This is a genomic window from Metabacillus mangrovi (genome assembly GCF_009711125.1).
Lineage (GTDB): Bacteria > Bacillota > Bacilli > Bacillales > Bacillaceae > Metabacillus_B > Metabacillus_B mangrovi.
Window position 1 is genome coordinate 115,355 of record NZ_WMIB01000004.1, and the last position, 18,649, is coordinate 134,003.

General features: G+C 45.9%; 18 protein-coding genes. 6 read left to right on the forward strand and 12 right to left on the reverse strand.

Features of this window, described 5'->3' with window-relative positions:
- Positions 1-53: 53 nt before the first annotated feature.
- Complete coding sequence (locus tag GKZ89_RS06795; protein WP_155111644.1) at positions 54-1,388, reverse strand: MFS transporter; 1,335 nt, start codon at positions 1,386-1,388, stop codon at positions 54-56.
- Between the two features lie 219 nt (positions 1,389-1,607).
- Here GKZ89_RS06795 and GKZ89_RS06800 point away from each other — a divergent pair, with 219 nt between their 5' ends.
- A complete protein-coding gene (locus tag GKZ89_RS06800; RefSeq protein ID WP_155111645.1) occupies positions 1,608-2,897 on the forward strand; it encodes an NCS2 family permease in 1,290 nt (429 codons plus the stop codon).
- 173 nt (positions 2,898-3,070) lie between these two features.
- On the opposite strand, the gene GKZ89_RS06805 is transcribed toward GKZ89_RS06800, so the two are convergent.
- A complete protein-coding gene (locus tag GKZ89_RS06805; RefSeq protein WP_162356553.1) occupies positions 3,071-4,327 on the reverse strand; it encodes an ATP-binding protein in 1,257 nt (418 codons plus the stop codon).
- A 300-nt stretch (positions 4,328-4,627) separates the two neighbouring features.
- Here GKZ89_RS06805 and GKZ89_RS06810 point away from each other — a divergent pair, with 300 nt between their 5' ends.
- On the forward strand, positions 4,628-5,587 hold the full coding sequence (locus tag GKZ89_RS06810; RefSeq protein ID WP_162356554.1) for a GGDEF domain-containing protein: 960 nt from the start codon (positions 4,628-4,630) through the stop codon (positions 5,585-5,587).
- 71 nt (positions 5,588-5,658) lie between these two features.
- Positions 5,659-6,054, forward strand: a complete 396-nt coding sequence (locus GKZ89_RS06815; RefSeq protein ID WP_155111647.1) for a hypothetical protein — start codon at positions 5,659-5,661, stop codon at positions 6,052-6,054.
- Between the two features lie 53 nt (positions 6,055-6,107).
- Here GKZ89_RS06815 and GKZ89_RS06820 read toward each other — a convergent pair whose 3' ends face one another.
- Positions 6,108-6,662: a TIGR00725 family protein gene (locus tag GKZ89_RS06820; RefSeq protein WP_155111648.1), complete on the reverse strand. Its 555-nt coding sequence runs from the start codon at positions 6,660-6,662 to the stop codon at positions 6,108-6,110.
- Positions 6,663-6,826: 164 nt separating this feature from the next.
- Between GKZ89_RS06820 and GKZ89_RS21385 the strand changes: the two genes are divergently transcribed.
- Positions 6,827-6,955 (forward strand): hypothetical protein, encoded by a 129-nt coding sequence (locus GKZ89_RS21385; RefSeq protein WP_277753203.1) that lies wholly within the window; start codon positions 6,827-6,829, stop codon positions 6,953-6,955.
- A 30-nt stretch (positions 6,956-6,985) separates the two neighbouring features.
- Here the strand turns inward: GKZ89_RS21385 and GKZ89_RS06825 are convergent, their stop codons facing one another.
- On the reverse strand, positions 6,986-7,192 hold the full coding sequence (locus tag GKZ89_RS06825; protein ID WP_155111649.1) for a hypothetical protein: 207 nt from the start codon (positions 7,190-7,192) through the stop codon (positions 6,986-6,988).
- A 34-nt stretch (positions 7,193-7,226) separates the two neighbouring features.
- Complete coding sequence (gene corA / locus GKZ89_RS06830; protein ID WP_155111650.1) at positions 7,227-8,192, reverse strand: magnesium/cobalt transporter CorA; 966 nt, start codon at positions 8,190-8,192, stop codon at positions 7,227-7,229.
- Positions 8,193-8,385: 193 nt separating this feature from the next.
- On the opposite strand from corA, the gene GKZ89_RS06835 reads away from it, so the two are divergent.
- Positions 8,386-9,549 (forward strand): aminotransferase A, encoded by a 1,164-nt coding sequence (locus tag GKZ89_RS06835; protein WP_155111651.1) that lies wholly within the window; start codon positions 8,386-8,388, stop codon positions 9,547-9,549.
- A gap of 15 nt (positions 9,550-9,564) precedes the next feature.
- Here the strand turns inward: GKZ89_RS06835 and GKZ89_RS06840 are convergent, their stop codons facing one another.
- From GKZ89_RS06840 to GKZ89_RS06850, 3 genes are all read right to left on the reverse strand, one after another.
- Complete coding sequence (locus GKZ89_RS06840; RefSeq protein ID WP_155111652.1) at positions 9,565-11,343, reverse strand: PAS domain S-box protein; 1,779 nt, start codon at positions 11,341-11,343, stop codon at positions 9,565-9,567.
- A gap of 294 nt (positions 11,344-11,637) precedes the next feature.
- Positions 11,638-11,820: a hypothetical protein gene (locus GKZ89_RS06845; protein WP_162356555.1), complete on the reverse strand. Its 183-nt coding sequence runs from the start codon at positions 11,818-11,820 to the stop codon at positions 11,638-11,640.
- A gap of 145 nt (positions 11,821-11,965) precedes the next feature.
- Positions 11,966-14,158, reverse strand: a complete 2,193-nt coding sequence (locus tag GKZ89_RS06850) for a peptidoglycan D,D-transpeptidase FtsI family protein (protein WP_430696901.1) — start codon at positions 14,156-14,158, stop codon at positions 11,966-11,968.
- 444 nt (positions 14,159-14,602) lie between these two features.
- Here GKZ89_RS06850 and GKZ89_RS06855 point away from each other — a divergent pair, with 444 nt between their 5' ends.
- Positions 14,603-15,430, forward strand: coding sequence for a CAP domain-containing protein (locus GKZ89_RS06855; RefSeq protein ID WP_155111654.1), 828 nt, complete (start codon positions 14,603-14,605; stop codon positions 15,428-15,430).
- 65 nt (positions 15,431-15,495) lie between these two features.
- Here GKZ89_RS06855 and GKZ89_RS06860 read toward each other — a convergent pair whose 3' ends face one another.
- From GKZ89_RS06860 to GKZ89_RS06875, 4 genes are all read right to left on the reverse strand, one after another.
- On the reverse strand, positions 15,496-16,368 hold the full coding sequence (locus GKZ89_RS06860; RefSeq protein ID WP_241680154.1) for an NAD(P)-dependent oxidoreductase: 873 nt from the start codon (positions 16,366-16,368) through the stop codon (positions 15,496-15,498).
- Positions 16,369-16,387: 19 nt separating this feature from the next.
- Positions 16,388-17,173 (reverse strand): SDR family oxidoreductase, encoded by a 786-nt coding sequence (locus GKZ89_RS06865; protein WP_155111656.1) that lies wholly within the window; start codon positions 17,171-17,173, stop codon positions 16,388-16,390.
- A gap of 117 nt (positions 17,174-17,290) precedes the next feature.
- Entirely contained in the window at positions 17,291-18,319 is a 1,029-nt protein-coding gene (gene splB / locus GKZ89_RS06870; protein WP_155111657.1) for a spore photoproduct lyase, read from the reverse strand.
- A 14-nt stretch (positions 18,320-18,333) separates the two neighbouring features.
- Positions 18,334-18,579, reverse strand: a complete 246-nt coding sequence (locus GKZ89_RS06875; RefSeq protein ID WP_155111658.1) for a transcriptional regulator SplA domain-containing protein — start codon at positions 18,577-18,579, stop codon at positions 18,334-18,336.
- Positions 18,580-18,649 lie beyond the last annotated feature (70 nt).

The window sequence follows — 18,649 nt, forward strand, 5'->3', positions numbered from 1 at the left end:
TCTCCACATCCCCCCGCACTGCATACAAAAGTATATGCACGTTGATGCCTGTTTCAATCCCTGCGGGCAGGCGGAGAGTAAACGACCTTCTGATGAACAATTAATCCGGCAATCGTCATGATGATCAGCGATCCAAGGGCTGCCCTGCTGGCGATGTCTCCATACGGTGCCAAAACAAGCGTAATTGTGCCATAAATCGCGGGTCCTATGACTGAGGATACTTTACCCGAGAACGCAAACAATCCAAAAAATTGTCCTCTTTTCCCTTCAGGCGTCAATTCAATGATCAAGGTTCTGGAAGTTACCCATACGGCTCCAAGCGCAATTCCAAACAGGCTGCCGGCTGCCCAGAACATCCACTGTTCCGTTGCGCTGACAGCAATCACCAAGGCTCCAAGGAGGATACAGGCAACTGCTGTGACTGCATTCTTTGCACCGGCTGCTTTTGCAATAAAGCCAAAAAGAAAAGACCCTCCAATACTTGCAACGGTGGAAACGAGGTACAGCAATATAAATTGGCTGTTGGAAAACCCGACGATTGTTTTGGCATAAATCGCCATCATCGCTATCGCTGTGGCCAAAGCATCGTTGATAAAGAAATAGGCGATCATAAACAAAAAGGCAGGCTTGTAGTTTTTCAGATCCCTGAACGTCAGGATGATTTCCCTGTAGCCGCTGAACAGGTTTTTCCCGGAATCCTCCCGTTTCTTCGGTTCATCTTTTGTGAAGAAAAACAGCGGAAGAGAAAAGACAGCAAGCAAAATAGCGGTGGGAATGAATGCATGATGGAAATTTTCGCCGCCGATGAAAGGATATACGGTAAGGCCTGCAAGAGTTCCTATGTATCCGACCGCTACTCCGAAACCTGAGACGAGGGGAAGCGTTTTTGGAGTGCTCACACTGGGCAGCATCGCGTCATAAAAAATCAGGCTGGAGGAGTAAAAGAATTTTGCCAGCACAAACAGGAAGATTACGATGGCAAGACTGACCGGTACTCCCAACATGGTTCCCGGAAGCTGAGCGGACGCTGCAGCCCCCATCAGCAGCGTACAAATGACTGTTACAGCGGTAAAACGGATGATGTACCACTTCTTTCTGCCTGTCCGGTCGATCTGCACGCCGAACAGCGGTGAAAAAAGCACAAGGAAAAAACCGGCTGCTGCATTGGCATAGGCTAAATAGGTGCCAGCTATTTGCTGCATCTCCTCGCTCCTGCCGCCAATTGCTTCTTCAAGGTAAAACGGAAAAAAGATGGTGATCATATTGGATGAAAAAATGGTGTTGGCAAAATCATACAGCGCCCAGGAAAAGACAGGCAGTGAAAAGAATACAGGCCACGGTATTCCTGCCTTCGACCGTCGGTTTGGTGCTGGCTGAGTAGTAGGCATCACATCGGCTCCCTATAAATGATTGATTACACTCTGGTTTAATTCTAGTCCCTTTGCCCTTGCACCTTTCTATTTACGTATTTTTTACATATGGGGCTTGGACTTCTTTTCCACAGTGGTGCAAAAACCGTTTCCTCCTGTTATAATGCTTATTGTGAATTGGCGCAGAGCCGATTGTACGGGTTGGGTCGAGGGATGACAAACAAGGAAGGATTATGATTGAAATCAATATTTCGTCTTAAGGAAAATGGAACTACATTCAAGCGGGAAATTACTGCCGGAATCGTATCGTATTTGACTGTTGTCTATATTATTGCAGTAAACGGATCGATTCTCTCTGATGCAGGAATTCCGCTGGAGGCAGGAATGATCGCTACGATTTTAGCATCCTTCGCAGGCTGTCTGATGATGGGGCTTTTCGCGAACACACCCATTATTTTAGTGCCGGGAATGGGGGTCAATGCCCTTTTCACCTATACAATTTGCCAGTCAATGGGGCTTTCCTGGCAGCAGGGGCTTGCTGTTACAGCGGTATCAGGGCTTCTTTTTGCTGCAGTAGCCTTTACCAGGCTGACTGACATTCTTTCTGCTGCGATTCCATCCAGTCTGAAAGAAGCGATAACCGTTGGCATCGGAATTTTTCTTACATTCATCGGTCTTCAAAAAGCCGGACTTGTAAAGGGAAGCGAAACAACATTTGTTCAGCTTGGTGATCTTGCCGATCCGGCAGCTGCAGCCTCAATTCTGACTTTGCTGCTGGCTGTCATCCTATTTGCCAAGGGAGTGCCCGGACACTTTTTGATCACGATCATCGCAGGTACCGTCATTGCAGCTTTGATGGGTACAGTAAAGACCAGTCCTGCAGGCACTGGCCAAATGGAAGGTTTTCACGTTTATTTAGAAACCATCCAATCCATTTCGTTTGCAGGAATCGCAGATCTCGCTTTCTGGATCGCTGTCTTTTCGCTGACGATGGTTATTGTATTCGAGAATATCGGCCTCGTTCACGGCCATACCGCAATGATAAGCCGGCCGGACCGTTTTAAGCGGTCACTGCAGGCTAATTCGATATCCGCAGCTGCCTCCGGTTTCCTTGGCACAAGCCCTACGGTGAGCACCGTTGAAACAGCAGCGGGAATATCCTCCGGAGGAAGGACCGGGCTTACCTCTGTAATGACCGGGATGATGTTCTTAAGCACTCTTTTGTTTCTACCTTACATTAAGATGATCCCGGACTCCGCCATAGCCCCGATCCTGATCCTGATCGGCGGCCTTATGATCCAGAATATCCAGAACATCGATCTGCAGGATTTCTCAGAGAGCTTTCCGGCATTTCTGATCATTGCTTTAATCCCGCTTACTTACAGCATTGTTGATGGGATGGCTTTCGGATTTATCGCCTATCCCATTTTGAAAATAGCCATGAAGCGGTCCAGGGAAATTGCGTTCCCTTTGTATATCGTTGCCTTGCTCTTTCTCGCGAGCATGGTCTTTCATACCGTGCATTAATCGCATAAAGCTGCATTGAAGCTTTGCTGCTGACTCCGGCTTAATAACGCTTTACCAATTAGCAGGTGTGTAAAAACTAAAACAGGCTAAAACACAGCCTATAAAAAAACAGGGACTCGCGCGATACGCGCTGACCCTGTTTTTTTTGTTTGATGACAAAGCATGCTGCTTGTTCAGTCCGCTTTTGTATGGGCGTTTAAAACAATTGTCACTGCCGTTCCCTCGTTTAATTTGCTGGAGTATTCGATCCTTCCATCCATATCATGGATCAGCCGGTTTGTAATCATTGTTCCGAGGCCAGTACCTTTTGTTTTCGTCGTATAAAAGGGAAGCCCGATATTGTGGAGCTGTTCCTCCGTCATTCCCTTCCCGTTGTCCTCAATTGTCAGTATAACTTTTCCGTTATAATAATCAGGTTTTTTGCTGACGGTGACAACGCCTCCGTTTTCCAGAGATTCAATCGCATTTTTCAGTACATTCATGACCGCCTGCTTCAAATGCTCTGCATCTCCATAAACGTTGGGGCTTGGGGACATATTCAAAATAATTTCAGCATTTTCATAAGTTGCCATTGGCTTAAGGAGCTCAACGGAATCTGCGAGGAGCTCATCCATGTTCACTTTTGCCAGTTCAAAATCCAATGGTTTCGCGAGCTTGAGATAATCTGTAATGATTTTATTTGTCCGATCCAGTTCTGCTAGAATGAGGGGACTGAATTCTTTAAGTTTAGGATCCGGCGTATCCTCCTGCAAAAACTGGATGAAACCGCGGACTGCGGTTACAGGATTACGGATTTCATGGGCGATGGACGCTGCCATCTGCCCGATGGTCGTCAGCTTATCCAGATACACCATCTGATCGAGGTTGCGGTTGATCCGGATCAGGGCTTCAATTACGGCCAGTACGGCCATAGTAACAGAGAAAAAGAATAGATAATAAATCATATAAAACTCAAATGGCAGAAATGTAATAAATCTGGACACAATCCAAATATAGAAGAAGAAATATGCGATTGTGATCAATGCGCCGGCAGCCATTCTGATTTTCGAGCGGATATAGAATTTCCGAAACAGCAGAGCAATGAAATAAGCAGCCGCATTAATGGCAATACCAACAAACATGTATTCCCCGCCGAAGCCATAGCGCACTGCGCAAGCTAGGAATAAAGCAATTCCTCCGGCAAGCCACCCTGAATAAAGGGTTACGATTAGAATGGCAATCATCCGGAAGTCAAAAAACGTTTCTCCAAGGTCTTCTATCGGGTAGAGCATGCAGAGCATAGCTGCAAAACCGCTGACTGCCCCATATATGATCTGCTGTTTCACCTTCAGCTTTTTTCTTGCGTGAAACGGAAACATCAAATTAGCGTTAAAAGTAAAAGAAAATAAAATCGCCATGTTTACGATTAAAGGTTTTAAATAGATGAGCACCTGCTACCCCCGTCCAGAGTCTGACCTTCAAAATATACCACGAATTCCAGCATTTCTGCGTGTTTTTTTCCGTAAGAAAGCCACTCAGCCGAATCAGCATAAAAAAAGCGGATATGCTTTGTCTAAAATTGCGATTCCCTTACGAAATTTAAGGAACCTTTTCATCCTAAACGTGAGAAATCCAATCAGCATCTTGCGTATGCAAGCGCTTCTTTACAAAACTTTAATATCCGGATGTCGAATTATATAGTAAAATAGTAGCATTGAGGCATAGCGTGAATTAGTCAAGGAGTCATGTTTATGATAAAAATTGGAGACATAGCTGAAGACACTCCTGTAATCACGGGAGATGTGAAAACCCAGGCCGCTGGCAACCTGTTCGCGGAACAGCCGGACGCCCAGGGCATTGTGGTCTTGAACGGCTCAAAGCCGGCAGGACTGGTCATGAGGTCCCGCTACAATTTAAAGCTTTCCGCAAAATATGGATATGATTTATTCATGGGCCGACCGATTGAGTTGATCATGGATCCCTGCCCTCTTATTGTAGACAGTGAAGATAGTCTGTCTGAAGTCAGTTCGCTGGCGATGCAGCGCAATCAGGAGCATTTATATGACTACATCATTGTTACTTCATCAGGAAACTACTCCGGCATTATCAGCATCAAAAATCTCCTCACAAAATTTGCAGAAGTGCAGGCAAATACAGCGACTTGGACCAATCCGCTCACAGGTTTGCCCGGCAATGTCCTGATCGAACAAAAACTAACCGAAACGATCAGTTCAGGTCTGCCATACTCCCTTCTTTATGCCGATATCGACCGGTTCAAAGAATACAATGATCAATTTGGCTTCAAGCTCGGAGACCTGCTTATTAAGGAAACCGCAAATATTTTAACCAAGTATACCGATATCTCCCCTGCCGGTCCGACATTTCTGGGGCATATCGGCGGGGATGATTTTGTAGCTGTCCTCCCCGGCTATGAATTTGAACAGATCTGCAACGGGATCCTTCACGAATTCACAGTTGTATCTCAAAAGTATTACACAGAAGAGGATTGGAGAAAAGGATACACAATCGGCCTGACACGCAGCAATCAAATTGAAAAAATCCCGCTCGTTTCCCTGTCGATCGCCATTGTCACAAACCAGTTCACAACGTTTTTAACCACCGGTGATTTAAGCCAGGCCGCGGCGGATGCTAAGAAACAATGCAAGTCCGTGCCGGGCAGCAGCTGGCATATTCATTCGTGTTTTTCATGAAAATTGGGCAAACACCTATTTTCGGCAGGATGCATATCGTACATAGACAGCTTTCATGAAGGAGGGCATTTATGTACCCATACTATTCGCAAGCTTGGAATCCTTACGGTGTGGCCGATTACGATTATGAGTATGATTATTATTACGGAAGGCAGCTGCCTTCTCCACCCCCTCCTCCACCTGGCGGGTTTCCAGGCGGGGGCGGACAGGGGCAGCCGCCTGGACCGCCTCCCGGATTTACGCCGCCTGAACAGCAGGCCGCTGTGTTTGCAGTAGATCCTGGCGGCATACGCAGATGCCTTTACCGGAACACGTATGTATGGCTTAACAACGGACAGCAATTCTGGTTTTACCCGACCTTTGTAGGCAGGAATTCTGTGGCCGGATTCCGCTGGTTCCCGGGCTTCCGTCAATGGGGCTACTTCGGTATTGATCTTCGTCAGATCCGTTCTTTCACATGCTTCTGATCCAGTAAAGCTGAACCCGAAAAGGCTGAAAGGAGTTTTTCCTTTCAGCCTTTTTAATCTCCGGTTACTCCTGTGTTGCGTTCTTCATTCCATTTGCTTGCCAATAATTCAAACGCTCTGTCCACAGCAAGCTTTCCTGAATGGGCATAATGAATTTCCACCGTTCTCCTCTCATCAAGGTAACAGCCTTCAAAAGCTGTCTGTTTCACTTTTTCAGCCCAGCCCCCCGATGTTTCAATCGCCACGGTTGGCTTGCAGTTCATATAGGCTGCCGATAACTCTCCAAGTGTGCCGTTTCCGCCGCGGATCATGATCAGAGCATCGCAGGAATGAACCAGGATTAAACTCCGGAAATCAAATCCTAACCCGGTTGTGATCGGCACGTCCAAATAATCATTGGCCACATCTGTCCGATCTCCAGCGAGGATGCCGATGACAAGTCCCCCTGCCTCCTTCGCTCCTTTAGAGGCATGCTCCATGACCCCGCTTCCGCCTCCTGTAAGAAGGACTGCCCCCCTCCTTGCTACTTCTGCGCCTGCTTCTTCTGCCATCCTTTCTACTTCTTCCGGGATGGAACCCGACTGCCCGATGACCGCGATTCTAATCAAAACAGCACCCCCATTTCCTTTTCTTCTTCCATTATACGGGAAGAGAACTGGCATTAGCCGCAGGAAAGAAAAAATTCACAATACGATTTCCAGAAAAAAAAGATCCGTCATTCTGCTAACTTTCTTCTTACCGGAAACGATAAAAAGGAAAGGAGGGTTTCCTCATGACCAAAAGAAACCGTAAAACCAAATCCGGGCTGCAGCATGCAAAATCCATAACGGATACTGAATTTTCCAGTGAGGCTAAACACGAAAACCAATCGGGCCGTAAATCCCATCCTCCCGCTAAATAAAGTGGCAGGTAAAAAGAAAATCCAGTCCCCTTATACGAGGGACTGGATTTTACCTTCCATCTTTTTCATTTTATCCTTGAATTTTTCTCTTCGTTCCGCCTGCTCATAAATCTTTTCCATTTCTTCCTTATAAAATTTCATGTGTTCAAGAGTCAGGGCATTAAACGTTTCTTCCCGAAGCTTAACGACAAGCAGCTTTTCTTCAGGTGTAAGAAAAGTATCATCCCGGTGCAACAAAATCACCCACTTAACAGTTAGTGAAAAACAGTCTTTAGAATTTCGATTTTTTGTACCTCAGCCAGCCGACTTTCCAGAAGAAACCGACCATTGCCAGCGCAATCACTATCATAATGGCTAAAACGACAAAGTAACTGTTTCTTCCCTGCAGCTCCGGCATATACTGAAAATTCATTCCGTACAGACCTGCAATAAAAGTAAGCGGAAGAAAAATGGAGGACATCACCGTCAGCGTCATCATGATCCGGTTCATTTTATCCGAACTGATGGACAGATAGCTGTCACGGATATCTGCCGTCAGCTCTCTGTTCGCATCAATCATCTCGACAAGCTTCAGTAGATGGTCGTATACATCCTGCAGGTAGATCTCCTTTTCTTTCAGGCCGTTCAGCTTTGTAGAAGATATCATCCGGTACAGCAGATCTCTCATCGGAATGATGCTTCTGCGCACACTGGACAAATCCGTGCGGATGTTAAAAACCTCTTCCATAATTGAACTGATCGTTCTTTCTTCTGTTTTATCTTCAAGCTGATTCAGGACATCTTCAAGGCGGTAAACAGGCGGAAAGTAGTCATCGACCAGCTTATCGAGGATCTGATACATGATTTGCAGCGGACCGCTCTGAAGAATCGGTTCTTTTTTTACTTTCAGAAATAAGTTGCTGATTTCACGTACCGGATTTTTGTGAAAAGAAACAAGATATTGGTCTCCTACAAAAAGATCCACTTCTTCTGCATCCAGTGTTTTCTGGTGAATGGCGTGCAGGACAAGAAAAAAATAACCATCGTAAAAGTCCATTTTAGGACGCTGTGTAAATTCTACGCAATCCTCAATTGCCAGCGGATGAAAACGGAAGAATTTCGACAGCAGCTGAATTTCTTTTTCTGTGGGCTCCTGAAAATCAGCCCAGTACCATTTATATTCCTCTTTCTTCAATGAGCTTAGAGGAAGATCGTAAACAATTTCTCCTGCATTTGTGACGGCAACAGTTCGTATCATCTGGTTCAACTCCGGCTACAGTTTTACTTCATATAAAGTACCCGTTTCATTCCCGGATAAACCCTTGCACCAAGTATACCCTTAAGAAGCACATCATTCAAAAGGACTTTCGTATGGAAAAAGGTTATCTGTACAAAAGATCGCTCTGTTTTGTTAAAATGATACATAAGCACGAGGAAGAAAAGGTGATTGTATGGAACATTTAATCCAGCCAAGGGTAAAGGACATCGAAATGTCAGGCATCCGGAAATTTTTCAACCTGGTAGCCGATTATGAAGATGTTGTGTCTTTGACGATTGGACAGCCAGATTTTTTTACCCCCCATCATGTAAAAGCAGCTGCAAAAAAAGCAATTGATGAAAACTTCACTTCCTACACCCATAATGCCGGGTATGCTGAATTGAGGAAAGCAGCATGTGAATATGTACATACCAAATACAGGCTTTCTTACAGTCCAGAAGATGAGATCATTGTAACTGCAGGGGCCAGCCAGGCGATTGACATCAGCCTGAGGACGATATTGGATGCCGGAAGCGAGGTCATTCTCCCGGGACCTGTATATCCGGGGTACGAGCCGATTATCAGGCTTTGCGGCGGAGTTCCGGTTCATGCTGATACGACGAGAACGCAATTTAAATTAACGGCAGAGCAGATCGAGGCAAGGCTGACGGATAAGACGAGATGTGTGATCCTTCCCTACCCATCGAATCCTACGGGGATGACATTAGATAAGGAAGAGCTCCAGAAAATCGCAGACCTGCTGCGGAACAGGGACATTTTTATCCTCTCAGATGAAATCTACAGCGAGCTCGTCTTTACTGAAGCCCATTATTCGATTGCAGAGATGCTGCCCGAACAGACAATTGTCATTAATGGCCTGTCCAAATCCCACAGTATGACGGGATGGCGGATCGGGTTTGTATTTGCGAGGAAGAACATCATAAAACATATGCTGAAGGTGCATCAATACAACGTTTCTTGCGCATCTTCCATTTCCCAGAAGGCAGCTTATGAAGCATTGACGAACGGAATGGACGATGCTCTTATCATGAGAGACCAGTACCGGAAGAGAATGGAATATGTTTATGGCAGGCTCATCAAAATGGGGATTGAAACAGCAAGGCCTTCCGGTGCATTTTATATCTTCCCATCCATAAAAAAATTCGGGCTTTCTTCATTCGACTTTGCTTTATCATTAGTCAGTGACGGCGGAGTGGCGGTTGTACCGGGAAGTGCTTTTTCAAGCTATGGAGAAGGCTATATCAGGATCTCTTACGCCTACTCTCTTGAGGAGCTTGAAAAAGGGATGGACCGGCTAGATCACTACATTCGCAATGTAGTGCAGCCTGCTTATTAACGAAAAAAAGGACGCTCATCTCTGCGGGCGTCCTTTTTTAATGGGAAAAGCAAGCGTAAACGTGGTGCCGGTCCCCGGCTCACTAATGAGGGATACCTTCCCGGAATGGTTTTCAATGATATTATATGTAATCATCAGCCCCAGTCCGGTCCCTTTTTCTTTCGTGGTAAAGAAGGGATCCCCCATTTTGGTGAGAACAGACTCAGGTATCCCTTCTCCTTCATCCTGTACCTTTATGATCACTTCCTCCTCTTCAAAAAAGGAGCTGATGATCACTTTCCCTCCATTTGGCATAGCGTCAATCGCATTCTTGATCAAGTTTATAAAAACTTGCTTCAGCTGATTCGGATCTCCATGGAGAATGGCTTCCTCTCTCTCGTGTCTATTCTCTATATATACCCCTTTTAAGTTTGCCTGCGTCTCCAGCAGTGTGGTTACTTCCAAGATCAGTTTTTTCATATCTGTTTTAACAAAAACACTGGCTTGAGGCTTTGCGAGCACCAATAGTTCACTGAGGATTAACTCGATCCGGTTCAGTTCCCCGAAAATAATTTCAAAGTACTGCTCGTTTTGATTCTCCTTCGTTTTCATAAGCTGCAGAAAGCCTTTGATGGCTGTGAGAGGATTCCTGATTTCATGGGCGATCCCTGCCGCCAGCTGGCCCGCTACCGAAAGCTTTTCAGAGCGCAAAATTAATTCTTCCGTTTTTTTCTTTTCAGATAAATCCCGAAGAATGACCTGAACGGCAGGCTCTCCGAAATAAGAGGTCGGGATGCAGACCATTTCTGTATAAATGCGCTGATTTTCGTACGTTCTCCAAGAGATTTCACCAACCTCTGAATCCGTTATCCCCTTCAGAACCCTCTCGAGCATCTCCATCGCATGCTGCTGCTGATCTCCGTCCATAAACTGTGTAAAACCCTTACCGAGCATATCCTGATAACCGGCTGCTTTGAACATTTTCACTCCGGATTCATTGATAAATACCCACTTGCTGCTATGAATAACAGCTATCGTATCCAGTGAATTTTGAACAAGCCGCTGATACCGTTCCCGGCTTTTCTGCAGGACCCGCTGAAACCTTTTGCGGGCTGAAATGTCCAAAAGCACAATTAGCTCTGAATTTTTGTGCTGGAAAACGGTGGAGGAGGATTTCACCTCAAGTTCGATGGGAGTCCCGTCCAGCCTGCGCCACGTCTGTTCGGCAGCTCCGGTCTTCCCCCCATGGCGAAGCCTTTCAATTCTGTCTCTGAAAATCTCCTTGTACTCGTCCCCGATAAGCTGCAGGGCATCCAGACCAATCAGCTCCGCTTCATTCGCATGCAGCAGCCCGGCAGCTTCTCTGTTTGCATATTGAATCGTTCCGTTTTCCATAATGAGCAGAGGGACAGGCATCTGGTCCAGATAAGCACTCTCTGATCCATCATTCAATAAGGACGGATTATATGCTGGCTCATGATCCAATTCGCAGGGAGCCATCTTCAAAACAATTTCTCCACTGCTGTTCTCACCGGGCCCTGTATGGATATAGTCCATAGAGGCTTCCATCCAGATATAGACTGAATCACCCGTCTTTAAACGGAATGTGCATGGATACATATGATGCTGATGATGAAGATAGGTCTTTAAAGCGCCAAGATCTTCATTATGTACAAAATCCGTGAGGTGTCCTCCGGTAATCTCTTTACTGCTTTGCTTCATTATGGCTGAGGCATTTGCTGATATGTATAAAATGTTGCCGCCGTGATCAAGCACTGCATAAATAGTAGCGGTTTTCTCTATCTTGTAATCCATGGCTTCCCCCCCTTTCGGAAAAGCATTAATGAACACCTTTTTCTTTCACCTGTTTTTCATTGTAATTCTTCTGCATCCAGGAAATCAGCCTAACTCACCATCTATCCAAAAGCGGCTGTTTACAAATCTACCCACTCATTTACTTAAATGATTCGAGAAGATCTGTCTATATCCTTCCTTCTCTTTCAATTCTTTCCAACATTATTCATGCTGTTATCAAACGAAAAGGAAAAAGGACTGCCGGAAACCAGATCACCTGGTTACACGGCAGCCCTTATTGGCATCAGCAGGAATCTAGTGCATTCCTTTATACTGACCCTGATTTTTGGCAGCCTTTTCTTTTTTCGCTTTTTCATGATGAAGTTCATTTACGTGATGGCTTCCTGATTCATGAGCAAATTCAGAATCTGTTTTGGCTGCGTCAAAGCCTTTCTTGTTTTTCTGATCTGCATGGTGTTTTTTTGTTCTTTTTGCCACTATGAATCACCTCTTCATCAGATTAGGCAATCGGTGCCGGCTCTTAGTTTTCTCCAAATCAACACACAGTATCGTTGTCAGTATTTGCTTTTTTTTACGTGTTCGGGGATTCTCCTGCATGTAAAGCGAGTCATGGCATTTCAGGCTAGCCGGAATCAGCTGGGCTGCTCAATTTCACTTGGGCTTTATCCGGTTTGTTTTCATATTCTTTCTCAAGCTTTACGTAAGCTTTCATGATCCGGTCGCCGATGATTCTGCTCGCTGCGGTTGCCGATGTCTTTTCTCTTACTCCGGGGACCGTTACACTGAAAGCTACTTTCGGCTGTTCTGCAGGATAAAAGCCGACAAAGGTGACATTGCTGACTTCCTTGAGCTTGATTCCCTGCTCAATGTTCGTGTAAAAAGACTCGGTTGTCCCTGTTTTCCCTGCTACATCCATTCCTTGAAAGTAAGCTCGGGCTGTTCCCCGGGACCCTTTTGTAACCATTGTCATGCCTTCTTTAATCCTGGCAATTTCGTCCGGAGTATTATCGATGGCATTCAAAATTTCCGGCTCTCTCTCGATAATTAAAGGTCCCAGTTTGTTTTCATTCAGCGGCTCATGGATGGATTTAACGACCCTCGGTTCAATCCGGTAGCCTCCGTTGGCGATCACAGAAATATATTGTGCCATTTGCAGCGGGGTATATGTGTCATACTGGCCGATCGCCACATTCAATAAAAGCCCTCCGACTGTATCCGGGTTTGAACGCTGTCCATCCGCTTCACCGGGGAGGTCAATTCCTGTTTTGACACCAAGACCGAACTGATCATACAGGTTGCGGATTTTCAAAAGATCATCCGGGCCGGCAGGAAAGCTGCCGTTTGGAACATATGGAATATCTGCGATTTCCATCGCTGTCCTGAACATATACACGTTTGAGCTGACCTCGAGCGCCGTCCTGTCATCCACCCATCCACTCGGATGAAGAGATTTTTTGGGAGGGGTATTTTTCAGCAAAATCGGTATATTGTCATTGAATGACGTCCCAGGCTTGAGGCCTTCCTGAAATCCGGCAAGAATGGTCGCACCCTTTACGGCAGACCCCATTTCGTACTGGGTAGTATAAGCTCCATATGAAAAATCATAATACTTCTTCGAATTGTATCGGTCGTAGCCCTTTCCAGCCATCGCCAGCACGTCACCTTGATAAGGATCCATCATGACGGCGAATGCTCTGTCTGCATAAGGACTTACTGCAATAGCCTTTTTGAGTTCTTCCTCAAGGATCTTTTCCACTTCCTGCTGCAGCTCTGCATCAAAAGTCAATTGCAGATCCAAACCGCGCCGTCCCGGATCAGCCAGCCGTTCGGTAAGGGTGTTGCCATTTTTATCGGTCACGAATTCTACCTTCGCTTTTTTAGGGTTGAGGTATTCTTCATACTGATATTCGAGCCTTGATTTGCCGACCCGGTCATTGCGGGCATATCCTCGTGCCTGGTAAAAGGACTTCCGCTCATCCAAAATCCCCTGTGTGGCTGTAGTAACTCCTCCGAGTACACTTTGCAGCGTGTTTCCATAAGCGTACTGCCTGTTCCAGTCCGTGATAATATTGATACCCGGCATGGATTCTATATTTTCAGACACTCTTGCCAGTTCGTCATTTGTAAGCATGCTGCTTGCTTCAGCGGCTTTCCCTGCAGTGGGGATCTGGGATTTAATGACCTGGGGCTCATACTGATACCCTGCAGAGAAGCGTTTATACAGCACAGCCAGCTCAAGTTCTTCCGGACTGCTTTTTATGCGCGCAATTTCCGCGTCCGGTACCCGTTCGACCTGAAGCTTATATTGATCTTTTCCGCTTTTTTTTAGTTCGGAATCCTTTAATAACGCTTTAGCTTCCTCTTCATGGGATGCAAGCCAATAATCCCTTATATCCCTTTCGCTTTTTTGTCCTGCGGTAAAGGCAACCGCATCCTGCTCGACTTGGATAAGGGCTGCCAATTTTTTAGCTGTCACTAATTTATCCTTGGTTTTCGTGTTCTTTTCTACTGTATAGGTAATAGCAGGAACGCTGACATTATCGACCACTACCCTCCCGTACCGGTCATACATCTTGCCGCGCGGCGCCGGGTAGGATGAAATATTCGCTTCCGTTCTTGTTACTTCTTTCGTATATTCTTCGCCTTTAACAATCTGTACGACTCCAAGCCGTACAATCAATAAGGTGAAAATGAGAAACACGCAGAAGAAAAAAATGTTAATCCGGAAATGGCGTGCCCTTTTGAGCTTCCGGTTCTCAGATGTATGTGCGGTTTGCTCAGTCAAAATCCTTTTCTCCCTTCCAATCTTTTGGATCTGAAACGTACAGAATACACCTGTCCTGCTGTTCTATGCAGCATGAAGATATCTGTCCAATGCGGAAGATGCTGATATCCGCTTTTGATTTTGAAATCGTTTATGTTTGTAAAATAACATCCTAATTGTAACACTTTCGTAATAATTGTCATATGTCGAACGGCCTATTTTGACTGTCAACCTTTTTATCAATGAAATAACTTCAACTGTTTACATTTTACGGAAATAAAAAAAGAGATGATGCTGTCTGCTTACAAAAAGATAGCTGGAAGAATAAGAGTCTGAGAGGGTTCCATGAAAATGGAAAAGAATGTTACAAAGACTGTTCTGTCAATGGAAAACCGTGGGATAAATATTACAAAACAAGCGTGTTATGATGAGTTTGTGCAAGAGAGAAGCACATCACGCAAACGAACAAACAATTTTTTAGGAGGTTTTTATTTTATGAAGAAAACAACTAAGAAATCTTTCATTATATCAGTCGCAGCTGCGGCAGGATTCACTGCATTCGGTGGAGGCAACCCGGCAAGCGCTCAGGAACTATCCCAGCAAAATGTGCAGGCTAAAGTAGCAGAATTAAGCGAAAAACTGAACGTAAGCCCTGAGCAGGTTCAAAAAGCGGCAGATGGCAGCGGACAGCAGCAAATTCAGGAACAGGTACAGCAGTTCATGGGTAAACAAGGACAGGCTGGACAGCAGCAGGCTCCTGCCCAAAATCCTGACTGTGCACCTCAAGCTCAGGCTCCTGAGCAAAAACAGGAAGCTGCACCGGTTCCTGAACAAAAACAGGAGGCTCCTGCTAAAGAAGAAGCTGCAGCTCCGGCAAAAGCACAAGCTGCACCGGCTAAAGAGCAGGCTTCCGAGCCTAAATCTGAAACAGCTAAATCCGGCGCTCTGAGCGAGTTTGAACAGCAAGTAGTAGAACTGACAAACCAAGAGCGTGAGAAACAAGGTCTTAAGCCGCTCGCTGTTGATGAAGAAGTCAGCAAAGTAGCAAAAGAAAAGTCTGCAGATATGCAGAAAAACAACTATTTTGACCACAACAGCCCGACTTACGGTTCTCCGTTCGATATGATGAAACAGTTCGGTGTGGATTACAAAACTGCAGGTGAAAACATTGCAATGGGGCAGAAATCCCCTGAAGAAGTAGTTCAAGCATGGATGGACAGCGAAGGACACCGCAAAAACATTATGAACCCTGAATTCACTCACATTGGTGTAGGCCATGTAGAAGAAGGCAACTACTGGACTCAGCAATTCATCGGAAAATAATCAGGCAGATGCTCAAGACAGCCGCTATCAGCGGCTGTCTTTTTGCATTGCATGGGCATGGAAGCTCATTGCTGCTGCTTCCACAGTTTATAAAGCGCATGGGTACCGCTGTTTTCTTCCCCCATCTCCTCCAGCTGCCCGAACAGGGAGAGGGCCAGATCAAGACCTGGTGTATTAAGGCCGAATTGTTCAGATTCTTCTTTCGCAATTCTCATATCCTTAATGAAATGCTTTACATAAAAGCCCGGTTCAAAATTGCCCTGCAGCATTCTCGGGGCCAGATTTTGAAGCGTCCAGCTCCCGGCGGCACCTGTGGTGATGCTTTTCAGGACATCTTCCGGGTCCAGTCCCGTTTTTTCAGCATAAGCGAGAGCCTCACAGGCAGCAATCATTCCGGATGAAATGGCGATCTGATTGCTCATTTTTGTATGCTGGCCTGAACCTGCAGGACCCTGATGGACAATATTATTGCCCATCGCTTCAAACAGAGGCAGACATTTGGTGTAAGCTTCTTTTTCCCCGCCAATCATAATGGCAAGCCTCGCTTCTCTCGCACCGACGTCTCCGCCGGATACAGGGGCATCAACCGCATGCATGCCATTTTTTAAGGCTTCTTCGGCAATCTCTTTTGCAAGCGATGGTTTTGAGGTTGTCATATCGATCAGGAAAGCACCTTTTCGTGCTGACTTGATGATTCCGTCCTCTCCCAGGTAGATGCTCTCCACATCACTCGGATAGCCTACCATCGTGATGACATAGTCAGCATCCGCCACGGCTTCTTTAACAGTTGCTGCCCATTCAGCTCCCCGATCCAGAAGCTCTGCTGCTTTTTCCTTTGTTCTCGTGTAGACGGTTAATTCATAGCCCTTGTCCATCAGGTGGCCGGCCATGCTTTTCCCCATCACACCCGTTCCGATGAACGCCACTTTTTGTGTCATCGTTCTCCCCGCCCTTTCTTTATATAGATTTGACCAGTCCTCCGTCGACAAGAAGCGTCTGTCCGGTAACATATGTATTCGCTCCTGAAAGAAGGAAAACCGCATAATTTGCAAACTCTTCCGGCTCTCCATAGCGCCCGAGCGGAATCATGGCTTTATTTTTTTCCGTAACTTCTTCTGCGGTTTTCCCTTGTTTTTCAGCCACCGTTCGGTCCAGAAAGGCAACCCGCTCTGTCGCGATCCGCCCAGGTGCAACCGTATTAATGAGAATCTTCCTTTCTGCGAGCTCCTGTGCAAGAGTTTTCGTTAATCCTGCAATCCCAAGCCGGAAAGTGTTGGAAAGAAGCAGACCGGAAATCGGCTCTTTAATCGAAGAAGAGGCGATGTTTACAATTCTTCCTCCGCCGCTGTTCATGTACGGCAAAACTTCTCTAATCAGCCGTACGTGGCTGAGAAGGTTCAGCTCAAATGCTGACTGCCAATCCTCATCGGACAGTTCATCAAACGTTCCTGCTGGCGGGCCGCCGGCATTATTCACAAGAACATCGATTTCACCGAACTCATCAACGGTGAACTGAACGAGCTCTTTAATTTGTCCGGCATCCTTTAAGTCGCATACCTTGCTTACCACTCGTCCATCTCCAAGGTAGGCCAATTCATGCTGCACTTTTTCAAGTTTATCCGCATCCCTGCCGCAGAGAACAACGTTTGCTCCCTCCTGGGCGAGCTTCGCGGCAACAGCCTTTCCGAGGCCCTGGCTCGAAGCTGCAACGATAGCCGTTTTATGCTGAAGATTTAAATCCATTCCTACCACCCCTTGCGGTTGATACCCTCATCTTATCATATACAGTTGGCCGGCGGATATTAAGCCGTCCTGCATCCTGCATGAAGCATAAAAGGCAGCATGGCAGCTGCCTCTTTTTCACGTGAAATATTCAATCTTAGCTTCCGGAAAGTAATGTCCGATATAATCTTCGAGTGTATCTCTCAATTCCTGCTCTTCGTCTTTTTGATAGATATACTTCCCGATGCCATAGCGGCCCCATTTGTACCGGCGTTCATCCTCGCTCATTTCAAGCTTCGTTTTTGGGTAGTTTTTCTCGATCACCCGTTTAGCGGGCTTGGTGAACCTGTGCTGAATCATTTCAAAAGTCAGATCACGTGTGGCCTGCTTCGGCAGTGATTCGCTCAATTTGATGAACAGCTGTTTGTACCCCTCCTGCCAGCCTTCATGAATATAGATGGGGGCAACGATGAACCCGAGCGGATAGCCGGCGTTCGCTACCTTTACCGCTGCCTCGATCCGTTTTTCTAAAGGAGAAGTACCGGGTTCAAAATGTTTAATCACATAATCTGCATTAATGCTGAAGCGGAAGCGTGTTTTTCCGTTATGATTCGCATCAAGCAAATGATCAACATGATGGAATTTTGTTACAAAACGGAGCTGCCCAAGGTCGCTCTGCCCAAAATACTCAATTGCTCTCTTAAGAGAATGTGTCAGATGGTCGACCCCTACGATATCGGAAGTACAGGATGCCTCAAACCTCGTGATCTTTGGTGCTCTTTCTTCCATGTACTCATGAGCCTGATCGAGGATTTCTTCCACATTTACATATGTCCTGATATAAGGCTTGCTTCCCATCGTGGTCTGCAGGTAGCAGTAGTGACAATGCCCCATGCACCCTGTAGCGAGGGGAATCGCATACTCTGCCGATGGCTTCGAGGTATCAAATTTCAGTGTTTTTCTAACGCCTACCACCAGGGTCGACTTTGCATTCCGGTACTGCTGAAGGTGATTTTTCCCCGGAATGTTTCTCACCTGGTTGTGTGAGGTGGTTTCCCTGATTTCAAGTCCCATTCCTTCGAATTTTTTTTTGAGCTCCATACCAAGCGGATATTCCAGAGCTCTCGGTTCAATATATACAAGCTGCGGCACAAACGGCTTTACCAAAAAGCTCCCTCCTTCTACATTTCATAAGATTCTTGATCAAACAATTCATTATAAAGCTTTTCAGCTTCTTTATAATCAGTGAACACGGCATCATCCGGGAGCAATTCGTGATACGTGTCATAGAGGAAAAGAGCTACATCATTCTCATCTGCAGGGTGCTGAACAACTTCTGCCTCCTTTATCACAGCAACGTTTGCTGCATGAGGGTTCCGGTAGATAACATAAACAGTATCTCCTGCTTTTACCTGCTCACGGTCCATTTTTGTATGTCAGCTCCTTTTTAAAACTTTTCTCTCTTAATTTTTACTAAATGCCCTTTTTTTATGTTGT

Coding starts and splice junctions, on each gene's coding strand:
- GKZ89_RS06795 (WP_155111644.1), bottom strand. CDS start 1,388: ATGCCTACTACTCAGCCAGCACCAAACCGACGGTCGAAGGCAGGAATA.
- GKZ89_RS06810 (WP_162356554.1), top strand. CDS start 4,628: ATGATAAAAATTGGAGACATAGCTGAAGACACTCCTGTAATCACGGGA.
- GKZ89_RS06815 (WP_155111647.1), top strand. CDS start 5,659: ATGTACCCATACTATTCGCAAGCTTGGAATCCTTACGGTGTGGCCGAT.
- GKZ89_RS21385 (WP_277753203.1), top strand. CDS start 6,827: ATGACCAAAAGAAACCGTAAAACCAAATCCGGGCTGCAGCATGCAAAA.
- corA (WP_155111650.1), bottom strand. CDS start 8,192: ATGATACGAACTGTTGCCGTCACAAATGCAGGAGAAATTGTTTACGAT.
- GKZ89_RS06835 (WP_155111651.1), top strand. CDS start 8,386: ATGGAACATTTAATCCAGCCAAGGGTAAAGGACATCGAAATGTCAGGC.
- GKZ89_RS06840 (WP_155111652.1), bottom strand. CDS start 11,343: ATGGATTACAAGATAGAGAAAACCGCTACTATTTATGCAGTGCTTGAT.
- GKZ89_RS06855 (WP_155111654.1), top strand. CDS start 14,603: ATGAAGAAAACAACTAAGAAATCTTTCATTATATCAGTCGCAGCTGCG.
- GKZ89_RS06860 (WP_241680154.1), bottom strand. CDS start 16,368: ATGACACAAAAAGTGGCGTTCATCGGAACGGGTGTGATGGGGAAAAGC.
- GKZ89_RS06865 (WP_155111656.1), bottom strand. CDS start 17,173: ATGGATTTAAATCTTCAGCATAAAACGGCTATCGTTGCAGCTTCGAGC.
- GKZ89_RS06875 (WP_155111658.1), bottom strand. CDS start 18,579: ATGGACCGTGAGCAGGTAAAAGCAGGAGATACTGTTTATGTTATCTAC.